The organism is Ancylobacter aquaticus (assembly GCF_004339465.1).
GTDB classification, from domain to species: Bacteria; Pseudomonadota; Alphaproteobacteria; order Rhizobiales; family Xanthobacteraceae; genus Ancylobacter; species Ancylobacter aquaticus.
On sequence record NZ_SMFY01000001.1, the window covers coordinates 1076928 to 1091350 of the forward strand.

At 67.7% G+C, this 14423-nt stretch carries 12 protein-coding genes; 1 reads left to right on the plus strand and 11 read right to left on the minus strand.

What is annotated here, in order from left to right:
• Positions 1-77: 77 nt before the first annotated feature.
• The 11 genes from EV667_RS04990 to EV667_RS05040 all read right to left on the minus strand — a co-directional run bounded on the left by EV667_RS04990 (position 78) and on the right by EV667_RS05040 (position 12864).
• Complete coding sequence (locus tag EV667_RS04990; RefSeq protein WP_131834170.1) at positions 78-929, minus strand: phosphogluconate dehydrogenase C-terminal domain-containing protein; 852 nt, start codon at positions 927-929, stop codon at positions 78-80.
• A gap of 19 nt (positions 930-948) precedes the next feature.
• Positions 949-2337: a four-carbon acid sugar kinase family protein gene (locus EV667_RS04995; RefSeq protein WP_131834171.1), complete on the minus strand. Its 1389-nt coding sequence runs from the start codon at positions 2335-2337 to the stop codon at positions 949-951.
• Entirely contained in the window at positions 2334-3593 is a 1260-nt protein-coding gene (locus EV667_RS05000; protein ID WP_131834172.1) for a ribulose-bisphosphate carboxylase large subunit family protein, read from the minus strand. Before EV667_RS05000 ends, EV667_RS04995 begins: the two co-directional genes overlap by 4 nt.
• A 330-nt stretch (positions 3594-3923) precedes the next feature.
• Positions 3924-5372, minus strand: a complete 1449-nt coding sequence (locus EV667_RS05005) for an FAD/NAD(P)-binding protein (protein ID WP_131834173.1) — start codon at positions 5370-5372, stop codon at positions 3924-3926.
• A gap of 289 nt (positions 5373-5661) precedes the next feature.
• Positions 5662-6777 (minus strand): ABC transporter ATP-binding protein, encoded by a 1116-nt coding sequence (locus tag EV667_RS05010; RefSeq protein ID WP_131834174.1) that lies wholly within the window; start codon positions 6775-6777, stop codon positions 5662-5664.
• Between the two features lie 30 nt (positions 6778-6807).
• The gene (locus EV667_RS05015; RefSeq protein ID WP_131834175.1) at positions 6808-7614 is read right to left on the minus strand and encodes an ABC transporter permease; all 807 of its coding nucleotides are present in this window, start codon (positions 7612-7614) and stop codon (positions 6808-6810) included.
• 11 nt (positions 7615-7625) lie between these two features.
• Positions 7626-8483, minus strand: coding sequence for an ABC transporter permease (locus EV667_RS05020; protein WP_131834176.1), 858 nt, complete (start codon positions 8481-8483; stop codon positions 7626-7628).
• Positions 8484-8848: 365 nt separating this feature from the next.
• Positions 8849-9880: an ABC transporter substrate-binding protein gene (locus EV667_RS05025; RefSeq protein ID WP_131834177.1), complete on the minus strand. Its 1032-nt coding sequence runs from the start codon at positions 9878-9880 to the stop codon at positions 8849-8851.
• Between the two features lie 150 nt (positions 9881-10030).
• Positions 10031-10966, minus strand: coding sequence for a 2-hydroxyacid dehydrogenase (locus EV667_RS05030; RefSeq protein ID WP_131834178.1), 936 nt, complete (start codon positions 10964-10966; stop codon positions 10031-10033).
• Positions 10967-11145: 179 nt separating this feature from the next.
• Entirely contained in the window at positions 11146-11748 is a 603-nt protein-coding gene (locus EV667_RS05035) for a HutD/Ves family protein (RefSeq protein ID WP_131834179.1), read from the minus strand.
• Positions 11749-11919: 171 nt separating this feature from the next.
• Positions 11920-12864, minus strand: coding sequence for a LysR family transcriptional regulator (locus EV667_RS05040; protein WP_131834180.1), 945 nt, complete (start codon positions 12862-12864; stop codon positions 11920-11922).
• Between the two features lie 89 nt (positions 12865-12953).
• On the opposite strand from EV667_RS05040, the gene EV667_RS05045 reads away from it, so the two are divergent.
• Positions 12954-14420 (plus strand): 4-hydroxyphenylacetate 3-hydroxylase family protein, encoded by a 1467-nt coding sequence (locus EV667_RS05045; RefSeq protein WP_131834181.1) that lies wholly within the window; start codon positions 12954-12956, stop codon positions 14418-14420.
• The last annotated feature ends 3 nt before the right edge of the window (positions 14421-14423 follow it).

Below are 14423 nucleotides of genomic sequence, written 5' to 3' on the forward strand. Positions count from 1 at the left end.
TGTTGGATTTCATGCGTCCGGGACCGTCGAGGGCCCCGGACGAGCCGGGCGGTGAAGCCCGCCGGCGCTAGCCGCGATCAGGCGGCCTTCGGCGGGTTACAAATTTCCTCGACCGAGCGCTGCACGGCCTTGGGATCGAAGATGCGCTCCAGCCAGCCCTCCCTGAAGATCTCCGGCCGGGCCTGGTCGATGGCATAGAGCGCGCCGTCGGAGAACTTGCCTTCGGGGAAGATCTCGAAAGCGATCGCCAGCTCGATGGTGAGGTGGCCGAGCAGGAAGTCCGTGGCCGCCTGACGCGGCACGCCGCGACGCACCGCCTCGTCCGTCGCCTCGCGCAAGGCGAGGCAGAGCGTGGCGCCGATGGTTTCGGCGAGCGCCGGCTCCATGATGGCGATCTGCTCAACTGTGCAGCGATGCGCCCGCATCACCGGCTTGTAGATCGTGCGGGCGATCTGCTCGCACTGGGCGTAGTGCTCGTCCGGGCCCTGCATCAGCGCGCAGACGATGTGCTGCTTGGCGTGGACGCCGCCGAAGAAGTCGTTCTTGGCCTCTGCGGTCACCTCGTCGTTGAAGATCGGCGGGTGGCAGGGATGGGTGACGAAATAGGTGACGTCGTCGCGCCGAGGCAGTTCGCCCGCATGCGGGGCGGCGGCGTCCAGCATGATGATGGCGGTCCCGGGCTTCACCTTCTCGATGAAGGTGTGCGCGATCTTGCCGATCAGGCGGTCCGGCACCGCCATGAGCACCGCGTCGGCGTCGGCCAGCGCGTTGTCGCCGTCGACGCAGTCGAGGCCGGTCTTTTCCTTCAGGCGGGCACGGCCGGCCTCGGTCGGCTCGACATGCATCACCTCATAGGGCGAACCCTGGAGATTGGTGGCGAGGCGGACGCCCATCTTTCCGCCGGCGCCCAGCAAGGCGATCTTTTTCATGTGAGGTCCTCTCCCTTGGTCAGTTGTTGGCGGCGCCGCCCCTCGCGGCGCTGAAGAAGTCCGGCCGGCCCATCTGGCCGCCCTTGAACGCGATTTCGAGCCCGTCATGGGCTCCTTCGGCATGGGCGCGGCAGAGCGGCGAGCCGGGCGCAAGTGGCGCCAGCGCCGTCACTGCGTAGATGCCGAGCGCCATGCCGGCATGGCCGGACGTGTCGCCGCCGGAAATGATGGCGCGGGTCAGCCGCGCCCGGCGCACCACCTCGTCCAGCACGCGCCCAAGCCCGTCGCCGATGCGCGCATTGACCTCCGACGCGGAAACGCCCGCCGCCTCGATCGCCTGCGCCAGCGCCGGCACGGCCGGGTCGTCGGGGCCGCTGGCGGTGAAGACCAGCGGGTCGTGCCCGGCGTCCAGCGCGTCCAGCGCCGCCGCCACCCCGCGCGCGAGCTCGGCCGTCCACGCGCCCGCATCCACCGCGCGGGTCGCGTCGAGGCGGACGCCTCCGAAGCCGTGCGCCACCGCGTGGCGGATCTGCCCGGCGGTAATCGGCGAGCAGGAACCGGAGACGACGGCGATGCGGCCCGCGCGCGCGGGCGATGCCGTCGGCACTTCCGGCAGCAGCAGGCCGGTGCGGCGCCAATGGGCCACGAGCGCATATTCCAGCCCCTGCGAGCCGATGGCGAAGAGGCGCTCGCCGCGATGCTCCCAGACCAGCCGCCCGGCCTCGGCCAGCGTCTCGTCGTCGACCACGTCGAGGGAAAGGATGCGGGCACCCGCCGCGCGCTCGGCCGCGAACTGTTCCTCGGCCCGGCCGGTCTTCATGGCGACGAAGTCGACGAGCCCGACGGGCATGTCGGTCTGCCGCGCGAGATGCAGGCGCAGGTCCGCCTCGTCCATCGGCGTCACCGGGTGGCGCGCCATGACCGGGTGGCGGTCGAGCCGATAGCCTGTGCCGTCGATGGCGGCGAAGAGCGTGCCGAAGGCCTGGTAGCGGGCAATGGCGGGCGCGCCCACGACAAGCGGGTGCCACCCGCCGCCGAGAATGGGCTCGGCCATTGCAACGGCATGGCCGATCGAGCCGACATGCGGGGCGGAATCGAAGGTGGAACAGACCTTGTAGTGGCTGATCGGCGCCTTCAGCTCGGCCAGTTGCTGGAAGATCGGCGGCAGATGCGCGTCCATCCAGGCCGGCGGCTGCGAGCGGGCGACGCCGGCAATGCCGATGGCGCGCATGTCGCGAAAACGGGCAAGCTGCGCGGGCGTCGGCGGGCCGAGGAACAGCACGGTCGGCAGGCCGGCGAAGCTCAGCACCTCCATCACGGCCGACGAGCCGGTGTAGTCGTCGCCATAGAAGGCGATGAGTGTGCCGCCCGGCAACCGCGGGGCGGAAGCGAGCGGGAAGGGGCTCATGCCGCGTAGGTCTCCAGCGCACGGGCGAGCGCGGCGTGGTCGCGCGCGTAATCGGCCAGGGGAATGTCAGCCATCGCCGCCTCCCATGCCTCGCGCAACGAGGCGACGCCGGCGGCCGGGCCGTCGGGATGGGCCATGATGCCGCCGCCCGCCGCGAAGATGAGGTCGGCGGTGCCGAGCGCGGCATAGGTGCCGGGCGCCTGCTTGGCGGACTGGCCGGAGGAAAACACCGGCATGGCGATGCAGGGCTTGTCGTCGAACAGCGGCGTCAGACACTCGCGGGCCGAGGCGATGACGCTGTCGTCGGCTTCCGAGAACTTGTTGGCGAGGCCGTTGACATGCATATGGTCGGCGCCGGCCAGCCGCCAGATCTTCTGCCAGGCGACATAGGACCAACCGAGCATCGGCGCGCGGGACAGATAGCCCCAGCCATTGCGGTGGGCGTGCAGCGGCAGCTGCGTGAAGCGGCCGAGTTCGATCATCCCGACAAGGCCGACCGAGTTGAGGCTGGCCATGACGCAGGTGCCGCCCAGCTCCTGCACGAGATCATGGCGGCGGCGCATCTGGTCGATTTCGCCGGTGACGTTGAAGGCGAACATCACCTTTTTGCCGGTGCGGTCGGCGTGGTCGTTGATGACCCTCATGACCGCACGGGCGCGGTCCTCGAACGGGCATTGCGGGCCGTCGGACTGCAGCTCGTCGTCCTTGATGAAGTCGATCCCCGCCTCGGCGAGCAGCTTCACCAGTTCCGCCGTCTGCTGCGGGCCGAAGCCGACGCTCGGCTTGACGATAGTGCCGATGATCGGGCGCCCCTCGACGCCGGCAAGACGGCGCGTGCCGGCAATACCGAATTTCGGCCCGCCATAGGCCTGTGCGAAGGCCAACGGCAGCCGGATGTCGAGGAGGCGCAGCCCGGAGAACTGCTTCAGCTCGAACAGGTTGCCGGCCACCGTGGCGAGTAGGTTGGGCAGCGAGGGGCCCAGATTGTCCAGCGGCCAGGAGAGGGTGACGCGCGCCCTCTGGATCTCCCCGCCTGAGGGATGGCCGGCACCCGGCAGCGAGGGCGCCTCGACCGTGCCCAGCAGCTCCAGCGCCTCGATGCGGGCGGCGGAGCGCTCCTTCAGTTCCGGCGTCTCACCGGGAATGGCGACAAAGGTGCCGCTCGACTGCTCGCCCGCCATGGCCTCGGCGGCGTGGCGCGGATCATAGGCGGTCTCGATCAGGTAGTCGGCTTCAATCCGGTGTGGCGCGGGCATGCGGCTGTCCTGGCTCGGCACGCAAAGCCGCTCCGCCGCGCACGTGGGCGCAGCCGCTCCAGCCTCCCGTGGGTTTCCTCTCGCGGTGAGTCTGTGCTCACTCATATCTTGAGGTAGTGATTATACCAGTTGAGGAGCCGAGACAAGACCGCGCGAGCGCTTTCGCCGGGTTTACAGGTAAGGGAGGAGGCGCCCACGGTCAGCGAATTCAGGTGCGCGAGGATGGGGCGGCACGGCGGCGATAGGCGGGCATCATCGCCCGCGCGCTCATCAAGAAGAGATCGGGGAGGCGTGAGCACCCAGCACGGTCCGGCTAGACACCCGGCACCCTCACGCGGAGACCCAGCGCCGTGCCGAGGCGTCCGGCTCGTCGCCGGCGCGCAGCCGCGCCGCCACCTGCTCGGCGATGCGGATGGCGTAATTGGTGACATCCGGCAAGCCCATAAGCTCTCCCACCGTGCCGCGCGCCAGCGGGCCGGCGACATAAAGTCCGCGCGTCGGCAGGCCGTCTGCGCCGATGGCGCGCCCGTCCACAGCCACCTCGATGCCGAGCCGCAGCGGGTCCGGCCGGGCGAGGCCGGCACGCGCGAGCGAGCCCAGCACCGGGTTGTCGGCGAAGACTTTTCCATGCGCCGGGCCGGTGGCGGTGATGACGGCGTCGAACGTCTCGCGCATCACCACGCCGGTGCGGCGTTCGCGCAGGGTGACGAGGATCGTGTCATCCTGCACCGCCGCCTCCCGCAGCGAGGCGGCGCGCAGGGCGAGCGTGCCCTCTGCGAGGCGCCGGTCCAGCACCTCTTCCACCTGCGGGGCGATGCGGAAGCGGTGCACGTCCCAGAACGGGCGCAGATGCCGCAGCAGGCGGGCCCGTTCAGGAAGCGGCAGCTCGTTCCAGATCGCGCTGCCCTGCAGCCGCACCTGGTCGAGCACGCAGTGCCAGCTTTTGCCCTCGGTTGCGGCGATGCGGACGGCCTCGCGCACCCGCGCCACCAGCTCTCCCGCATTTCGCGCCGGCTGGGAGACGAAATCACCGAACGGTTCGTGCATCTGCGCCGGATGGCCATGTGAGCGAAGGCCCCGGCGCGAGAGCGCCACGATCGCCCCGCGATGGCCCAGCCGCTCCAGGCTGGCGACGATGTCGGCCATGGTGAGCCCGGTGCCGACGATGAGCACCCGGTCATCGGGCCGCACGGCTTCGAGCGCGCCGACCTTCCACGGGTTCGGCACGAAGCGCGGGTGCCCGGCCAGCGCGCGGACGAGGACGGAAGGCGGCTGTGGGGGCGCATGCGCCACCGCAATCACGACGATGCCCGCCTGAAGCGCCGCGCCGCCGCTGGTGCAGATGCGGAAGCCGCCCTCGCTCGCCTCAACCGTCTCCGCGGCGGCCATGACATGGTCGACGCGTGGGCCAAGCGCCGCCAGTTGCTCGGCGACATAAGCGCCGAACACCGAGCGGGCGGGGAAGTTGCGACCCTCGCTCCGGCGCGCCGCCGGGTCGGCGTCGAGAATGCCCGAGGCTTCGAGCCAGTCGTTGAAATGGGTCGGCTGGTCCGGAAGGAGCGACATGCGTGTTGCCGGCACGTTGATGCGGTGGCTCGGGTCCGCTGCGGAATAGGCGAGACCGCGCCCCAGTTCGGCGCGCGGCTCGATGAGCACGACCCGCTCAAGCTCCGGCCGCAGGCGCAACAGATGCCAGGCGACGGCCGCGCCGGAGAAGCCACCGCCGATAACCGCCACCGGCACGCGATGCTCGCGCAACGTGACCTCCGCCGCGCTCATGGGACCTCTTCGTGGCGCGCCGTGTCCGGGAGGATGAAGCTGTCGCTGCCGGGATCGGCATATTCGGGATCGGCATATTTCTGCATGCGCGCCGCCACTGTTTTGCCCGAGCCGGCGAGAGCGGCGATGGCCCCCTACGCTCCGTTCCGACGCCGATCCTACAGATTCGGAGCTCGCCTGGAGCGTATCACGCCGCCGACATCAAGCAGCGAGAACACGTTCCGCGCCGCCGAGGGGCCTTGCGCAAAGAAGCATTTTCCGGTCGCACGGCTGCGGCTTCTCTCGCAGCTTATGCGTCGATCCGTCCCGCGTTCGCCGCCAGCATCACCGCATCGCCGAGATCCAGCACCAGCGCGATGGGCGCACCGACCGGGTGGGTGCCCACGATGTCGGCGCCGGTCACGCGGGTCTCGATCAGGCCGAGCCCGTCCACTTCCACCCGGGTGATGGTGTGCGAGCCCTGATAGATATGCGCCGCCACCACGCCGCTGACGATGTTCGGCCGGTCCTCTCCGGGCAGGGCCGGGCGCACATGTTCGGGCCGCAGGAAGGCCCGCACCTGCGCTCCATGCGCGAAGTTTCCTTCCGCCGGCGCCACCAGCCGGCCGGCGCCGGGCAGCACAAGCGCGGCTTCGCCGCCGTCGCGCTCATAGCGCGCCACCGGCAGCGCGTTGATCTCGCCGATGAAGGAGGCGACGAAGCCGTTGGCGGGGGTGCGGTACAGCTCGATCGGCGTTGCCACCTGCTGCACCTCGCCCCGGTTCATCACCACGATGCGGTCGGAAAGGCTCAGCGCCTCGCCCTGGTCATGGGTGACGAAAATGGTGGTCAGCCCGGTCTTGCGGTGCAGTTCGGACAGCTCGACCTGCATCTGCGCCCGCAAATTCTTGTCGAGCGCCGAGAGCGGCTCGTCGAGCAGCAGCACCTTGGGGCGGATGACGACGGCCCGCGCCAATGCCACGCGCTGCTGCTGGCCGCCGGAAAGCTGGCTCACGCGGCGCTCCTCGAAGCCCCCGAGCTTCATCATCTCGATCGCCCGGCGCACCTCGCCCGCGACCTCCGCCTTCGGCAGCTTGCGCATGCGCAGGCCGAAGGCGATGTTGTCGAACACGTTCATATGCGGAAACAGCGCATAGGACTGGAACACCATGCCGATGTTGCGCCGGTAGGGTTCCACATCGGTGATGTCGACGCCGTCGACCACGATCTTGCCGGCGGTGGGGGTAAGAAAGCCGGCGATCATGCCGAGCAGGGTCGACTTGCCGCAGCCCGACGGGCCGAGCAGGGTAAGGAACTCGCCCTGCCCGATCTTCAGCGACACATCGGCGACGCCAACCGCCGAGCCGAAATCCTTGCGGACCCGGACAAGCTCGACGGCGGCGGGGGCGGGGCTGGTGGCGGTCATAAGCGTGGGCTCTCCGGCAGTGCGGTCGTGTCAGTGCGTGTCGATCGCCAGCACCCGGCGCAGGCCGAAGGCCCGGTCGGCGATGAACATGATCAGCGTGGTGGTGATGATGAGCATCGCCGAGACCGCCGAGACGGTCGGGTCGGCATATTCGCGGATGTAGTTGTACATCGCCACCGGCAGGGTCTGGGTCCGGCTGCCCGTCACATAGAGCGAGGCGGTGAACTCGGTGAGCGAGAGCACAGCGGCGATCAGCCAGCCCCCCGCCATGCCCGGCAGAACCAGCGGCAATTCGATCCGCGTCAGCACATGGAAGGGCGAGGCGCCGAGATTGGCGGCGGCGCGGGCGAGGTTGGGGTCTATGGTGGCGAGGCTGACATAGACCGCGCGGGTCACGAACGGCATCACCAGCACCATGTGCGCCAGCACGATCATCACATAGCCCTGCTGCAGCTTGAACGCGCCGCCGAGCAGCAGGAAGCCGAAGCCGAGCGTGAAATGCGGGATGATGAGGGGCGACCACAGCACCGCTTCCAGCACCCCGCGCCCGCGAAACTCATAGCGATGGATCAGCCAGGCGAAGGCCGAGCCGACGACCACGGCCAGCGTGGAGGCGAGGCTGGTGACGATCAGCCCGTTGGTGAAGGCGCGCCGGAAGTCGGGATAGGTGAGCGCCTTCTCATACCAGGCGAAGGAGACGCCCTCGGGCGGGAAGGCGAGGATCTCGGTCGGGTTCACCGAGGTCATCAGCACCACCAGCGTGGGTAGCGTCATATAGGTGAGGATGGCGACGACGAGGCTCCAGAAGCCGAATGAACGCAGGCTGGCAAAGGTCATGGCGCTCTCCCTCAGCGAACCGCCAGCCGCTTTTCAAGGCGGCCGGTCAGCGATTTCATCAGGACGAGGCTGCCGAGCGCGGCGATCAGCGCGATCAGGCTCAGCGTCGCGGCGAAGGGCAGGTTGAGCACCGAGAAGCCCTGGAGATAGACGAGGTTGGAGATCATCAGCACCTTGCCGCCGCCGATCAGCTGCGGGGTGGAGAAGGCGCTCATGGTCCAGGCGAACACCACGACGATGCCCGACAGTATGCCCGGCAGGGTCAGCGGCAGGGTGATGCGCCAGAACACCGCGCCGGGGCTGGCGCCGAGATTGGCGGCGGCCTTCTCGCAGTCGCGGTCGACATGGCTGATCGCGGTGGCGAGCAGGATGATCATGACCGGCATGGAGAACTGCACCAGCGCCACCACCACGCCGAGGCGCGTATACATGATCTGCAGCGGCATCTCGATCAGCGAAAGCTTGCGCAGCATGGAGTTGATGAAGCCGTCCGAGCCCAGCATCAGCATCCACGAGAAGGTGCGCACGATCTCGCCCGTAAACAGCGGGGTGATGGAGAGTGACACCAGCAGCGAGCGCACCCAGTCGCGCCTCGCCCGCACCAGCGCGAAGGCGACGGGGTAGCTCAGCAGCAGCGAGAACAGCGCCGTCAGCAGGCTGATGTAGAAGGTGTCCAGCAGCACCCACCAGTAGATCGGCCGGTTGATGCGGGTGAAGTTCTCCAGCGTGAAGCCGCCGACATTCAGCGAGCCGGGCACGAATTCGCGCACGCTATATTGCAGCACCTCGAACAGCGCCGCCGCGAGGATCACCGCCGTCACCACGGCGGGGGCGAGGAAGGTGATGAAGAACGGGCGGCGGTGGGTCATGGGGTTCTGCCGTCGTCCCGGACGAGGCGCAGCGCCGATCCGGGATTGTTTGAAACGAGTGTCGTCTGCGAAGCCGTCATGGCCGGTTCAAGCCCGGCCATGACGGCGTTCAGCGGATGCCCGGCCCAGCCGGGCCTCGAAGGACGCAGGCCCTGTCCGCGAGAGGACTTCGCAGGCGCTGAAGCCCCTTCGGCGGATGCCGAAGAGTTTCTCCTGGGTCCCGGCTCGGCGCTGCGCGGTGCGCAGCTTGTCCGGGAAACCGTGTCCCGGACCAGCGACGGCGAAGCCGCCGTGCCGATCCGGGACCCAGCGCAAGACTCTTCGGCACATTCTGCTTTGCTGCGGCCGGGAAGTCGCGCCGTCGATCAGTGCATCATGTTCTCGGTGAACCACGCCTTCCACTGCGGCAGCAGGGTGGCATAGGTCTTGTCTTCGAGCACGATGGTGCCCTTCTCGATCTCTTCCTGGCTGGTGAATATGCCCGGCAGCTTGGCGACTTCCGGATCGAGCTTGGCCTCCGCCGTCATCGGCGAGCATTTGTGGAAGTTGCAGAGCTGCGCCAGCATCGCCGGCTCCAGCGCGATGTTGAGGAACTGCTCCGCCAGTTCCTTCTTCTTCGTGCCGGCATTGATGCCCCACACGTCGGTGCCGGCGACCGCGCCTTCCTTCGGCACGTCGATCTCGACCGCCATCCCGAGCTTTTCGAGGTGGTAGCCATTGATGTTCAGCAGCACCTGCACCGGGGTCTCGCCGGTGCGCATCAGGTTCTGGCTGGTGGCGTCCGACTGGTAGAAGGCCTTGATGTTCTTCTTCAGCTCCAGAAGCTTGGGCTTCACCTGATCCCATTCTTCCGGCTTCACGCCGGCGAGGCGGGTGGCGGCGATGATGATGTGGCTGGGGTCGAAGTCCGGCAGGCCGAGCTTGCCGGCGACTTCAGGGTTCCACAAATCTCCCCAGCTGGTGATCTTGAAGCCCTTCGGCATCAGGTCGGTGCGGAAGGCGGGGGTGTAGACATACACATAGTCCGCCACCGTGTAGTCCGAGCGCTTGGCCATCGGGTACAGCTTGTCGGAATTCGGTATCTTCGACCAGTCGAGCTTTTCCATCAGCCCGTCGGAATGATAGAGATAGCCGACATGGGCCGTGGTGTTGATCAGGTCGGATTCCGGGTTGTCGCGCGCCACTTTCGCCTTGGCGAGACGGTCCAGCGTTCCGCCGGTGATGTACTCGACCTCGACGCCGGTGCGCTTGGTGAATTCCTTGCCGACGATCTCGACGCCGGCCTTCCAGTTGCCGCCCCAGGTGCTGATGACCAGCTTTTCCTGGGCCGATGCGGGGAGGGCGACGCCGGCGGCCATGACGGCCACGGCACCCAGTGCAATGCACAGCTTCTTCATGTTCCACCTCTGTGATTGGGGCGGCAAGCCGCCCGGATAGTCCGGCTGCGCGCCTTCATGCGGGCGCGCTTTGCGCAGGCTCGTGTCGCGCGGGCATCGGCCGGCCGGGGCATGGTCCCGGCCTTGCGCGCGAAAATCGTGTCGGCCCGCTCAGTAGCCCCGGCCGGGATCGACCTCGTGCAGCGGGGGCAGGCCCTGCCGCACGCGGCGGATGCTCTCGGCGACATCGCGGGCCGCCAGCTTCGGCACGGTGATGCTGGCGATGTGCGGGGTGATCAGAACGTTGTCGAGGCTCCAGAACGGATGGCCCGGCGGCAGCGGCTCGCTCTCGAACACGTCGAGCGTGGCTTCGCCAACCTGTCCCGAGCGCAGCGCCGCGATCAGCGCGGCCTCGTCCACCACCGCGCCGCGCGAGGCGTTGATGAACTTCGCGCCCTTCGGCATCCGGGCAAACGCCGCCTCGCCCAGCAGGCCACGGGAGTCCGGGGTGAGGGGCAGCAGGCTGACGATGATCTCGTTCTCGGCGAGCACGCGCTCCAGCCCCTCGCGTCCGGTATGCGAGGCGACGCCGGCAATGTCCTTCGGGCTGCGCGACCAGCCGCTCACGGTGAAGCCCATCATGGCCAGCATGCGCGCCGCGGGCCCGCCGAGCTCGCCGAGGCCCAGCACCGCCACCTTGATCTCGGACAGCGCGCGCGGATGCACATAGTCCCATTCGCCGCGCTTCTTGGCGCGCTCGAAGACCGGGATGTCGCGAGCGTAGCGGGTGACGGCGAAGACGACATAGCTCGTCATCATCGCCACCATGCCGGGGTCGGAGAGGCGGGAGAACTTCACCGGCACGAGGTCGTCGCGCCGCACCAGCGCGTCGACGCCGGCGCCGAGATTGGTGACGAGCTGAAGATTGGGAAAGCGCGCAAAAAAGTTCTTCGGCGGCAGCCAGGCCAGCGCGTAGCGGATGTCGGCCGCGTCGCCGACATCGGGGTCGACGCGGAAATCGAGATCCGGCAATTCGGCGGCCAGCGCCTCGCCCCAGGCGCGCGCATCGTCCACCGGGCTGTAGAACACCAGGGCGTCGCGGCTCATGAACGCACCTGACGCAACGTCGCGACGCCAAGGCCACGCGCGGTCGGCCCATGCCGCCGGGCATGTTCCCGCTTCATCAATCCCGTCTCCGAAGGCTTTGTTTTTTTCCTGTAAGGAAAGGTGCGCCGGGGAGGTTGGATCGGAAAATACTTTTAGCCGTTACATAACATAGGTGGATCTTATGCAGCGTTTCCCCGGGCGCCGGTCGGCGTGAGGAACGCGACGACCGCCTCGCCCGTGGGGTCGCAGCTGATGCGCAGGGTCTGCGCGTCGCCGGCCACCATGGTCTCGCCGGGGCGCACCAGCACCGAGCCGACCGCATCGCCCACCTGCCACGTGCCCGTCACCGCGTGCAGCATGACCAGCCCGCCCTCGGGCGCGGCAAGCAGCGGGCCGTTGCCGCCGGTGGCGGGCATCACCTGCGCATGCCAGCGCCCGCGCCGCGTCATCACGTTGATTACCCAGGCTGGCCCCTCGGGGAGAAGCGAGTGCGGCTGCAGCACGCTGTCGAAATAGAGCGGTTCGAGCCGCGCCAGCGCCCTTGTGCCGTTGGCGAAGGCAAGGGCGAGGGGGGTGGTGCTCAGCCGGGTGATATGACGGTCAATGCCGGGGAAGGAGGAGAACGGTCCTTCCTCGACAATAGGCGCGAGGCTGATGCGGACGTCGAAATCCTCATGCGAGGCGCCTTCCGGCAGCAGCAGCACATCCTGCGTGACGCCGCCGCCATTTTTCCACGGCACGCGCCTGTAGTCCGATGGCCCGATCACCCGCAGCGCGCTCATTGCCCCTGCCCCTTGTTCTCAATGCCCCGCCGCCGCGTAAAGCGGGGCTGGCCCGCGTGGGGAAAATGCTTGCTTGCAATGCTTTAGCGAGCCGCCGGCCCCCGAGGCAATCCGCCCGCGCGCGAACGGGAAACAGATTGCCGATGCCCTGGATAGGCGCACCCTATCGCGCTAGCGCACGGTCGACCGGGGCGAGAGCGTGCCGGGCTCGAAGATGCCGCCGGGCGCGAAGGCCGCCTTCAGGTGGCGGCCGAAAACCTCCACCGCCGGGCGCGGGGCCTGCCGGCGCAGGCGCAGGCTCACCAGCCGCACCGGGGGCAGCGTGTCGGTCAGCGGCACCGAGGCGACGCGCCCGCCATCATGGGTGATCTGGGTGCGCGGCAGCACGTTCTGGATCGTGTAGCCGCGCCCATGGCCGACAAGGCCGCGCGTCAGCTCATAGGCCCGCGAGCGGAAGGCGATCTGCGGCTCCACCCCGACCGAGCGGAACAGCCCCATGAAGTAGTCGCGCGAATGCGGCAGGTCGAGCAGGATGAACGGCTCGTCGCGCAGGTCCGCGAGGCTGATGCGCTCGCGCCGCGCCAGCGGATGGTCCGGGTGCAGCACGGCATAGGGCGGCAGCTCGGCCAGCGGCTCGGCCATCACTTCCTCCGGCCGGGCGAACTCGTAGGACAGCGCCATTTCGGTGCGGCCGGAAATCACCGCGTCGAGGATCTGCTGCTGGTCGCCCTCGTCGAGGCTCACCGTGATGCCGGGATGCGAGCCGGCAAAGGCGGAGAGCAGGCCCGGCATGAAATGGGTGGCGATGGTCCAGAAGCAGCCCACCGCGATCTCGCCGCGCACCTCGTCGGCCATGGCGCGGGCATTCTGGCCGAAATCGCGGGCATGGTTCAGCAGCAGGCGCGCCTCGTTGACGATGCGGGTGCCGGCGATGGTGGTCGTCACGCCTTTTGCATGATGGCGCACGAAGACCTGCACGCCGTACTCCGCCTCGAACTGGGCGATGGCCGCCGAGATGGAGGGCTGCGAGACGTTCAGATGCCGCGCCGCTTCGGTGAGATTGCCGAAATCGGCGGTGGCCACGACGTAGCGCAGGGCGCGCAGCGAGATGTTCATCAGATTTTTCTATGTCGAGGAATGAATCAAAATATTTTACCGATCTATCAGGCCAAAGCAATATTTCCTGACAGGAAAAGGATGCTTCAATGATCCGCACAGGGCAGGACTATCGGCAGGGACTTCAGGACGGTCGCGAAGTCTGGATGGACGGCGAGCGGGTGAAGGACGTCACCACCCACCCTTCCTTCAAGCCGATCGTCGATGTGCGCGCCCGCATGTACGACATGGCGCATGAGGCGACCTATCAGGACCGCCTCACCTATGTCGAAGAGAACAAGCGCAACACCATCTTCTACAAGCCGCCGCGCGAGACCAAGGACTGGAACGACAAGATCGAGGCCGTCGATCTCGTCATGAAGGACATTGGCGGCGTCGTCACCCGCGTCGGCGACGAGACCATCGGCGAAGTCTGGTCGCTGATCGACGGCCGCGACGTGCTGGCCGAGTACGACCCGCGCTTTGCCGACAATGTCGACAAGCACGTGCAGAACATCTTCGACAACGATATCTTCCACATCTCGGCCAACACCGATCCCAAGGGCGACCGCTCGCTGCCGCCGCAGGATCAGGACCCCGACATGATGGTGCATGTGGTCAAGGAGACCGATGCCGGCATCGTCATTCGCGGCGCCAAATACGAGACCGCCGCCGCCTATGCCGACCAGGCCTTCCTCAAGCCCACTGTCGGCGCCTGGACCAACGAGACGCTCTCCGACTACGCCGTCGGCGGCATCGTCTCGATGAGCGCGCCGGGGGTGAAGCAGATTTGCCGTTCCTCCTTCGCCGGCCGCACCGACCCGCAGGACTACCCGCTGGCCAACAGGTTCGACGAGGTCGAATCCCTCGTCATCTTCGACAATGTGCTGATCCCGTGGGAGAACGTGTTCTTCTACCGCCACACCAAGGCGGCGCAGTACATCCGTGCGACGCTGCACCGCTATTCCGCGTTCCCCTATGTCCACCGCCTGCTCTATGTCGCCGACATGATGATCGGCGCGGCGATGTGGAACGCCAAGCAGACCGGCCTCGACAAGCTGCAATCGGTGCGTGAGAAGCTGGCCGACCTCGTGGTCTACCGCGAGGGCATCAACGCCCATCTCACCGCGTCCATCGCGCTGGCGGAGAAGAGCCCGGGCGGGCTGCTGATGCCGAACCAGTCGATGCTCTATGCCGGCCGCGTGCATGGCTGCTCGAACCTACCGGCGATGATGCACATTGCCCGCGAATTGTGCGGCGGGCAGATCTGCGTCACCCCGAACGCCGCCGCCTTCCACAATGCCGGCTCGGGCGACTGGCTGAAGAAGTTCTATTCGCTGAACAAGCAGTGGGAATCGGAAGACCGCCGCAAGCTGCTGGCCTTCGCCCGCGACCTGCTGAACTCCGACTATGCCGGCCACCGCCTCACCTTCGTGCAGTTCGCGCAGGCGCCGCACTTCAATCACCTGAACGCGGTCTACAACGCTTTCGACTTCTCCGGCCCGCTCGATTTCGTGCGTAAATCGGCCGGCCTGTCGGACAAGGTGCTGGGCGACAAGGTATCGGGCAAGAACTGAGGG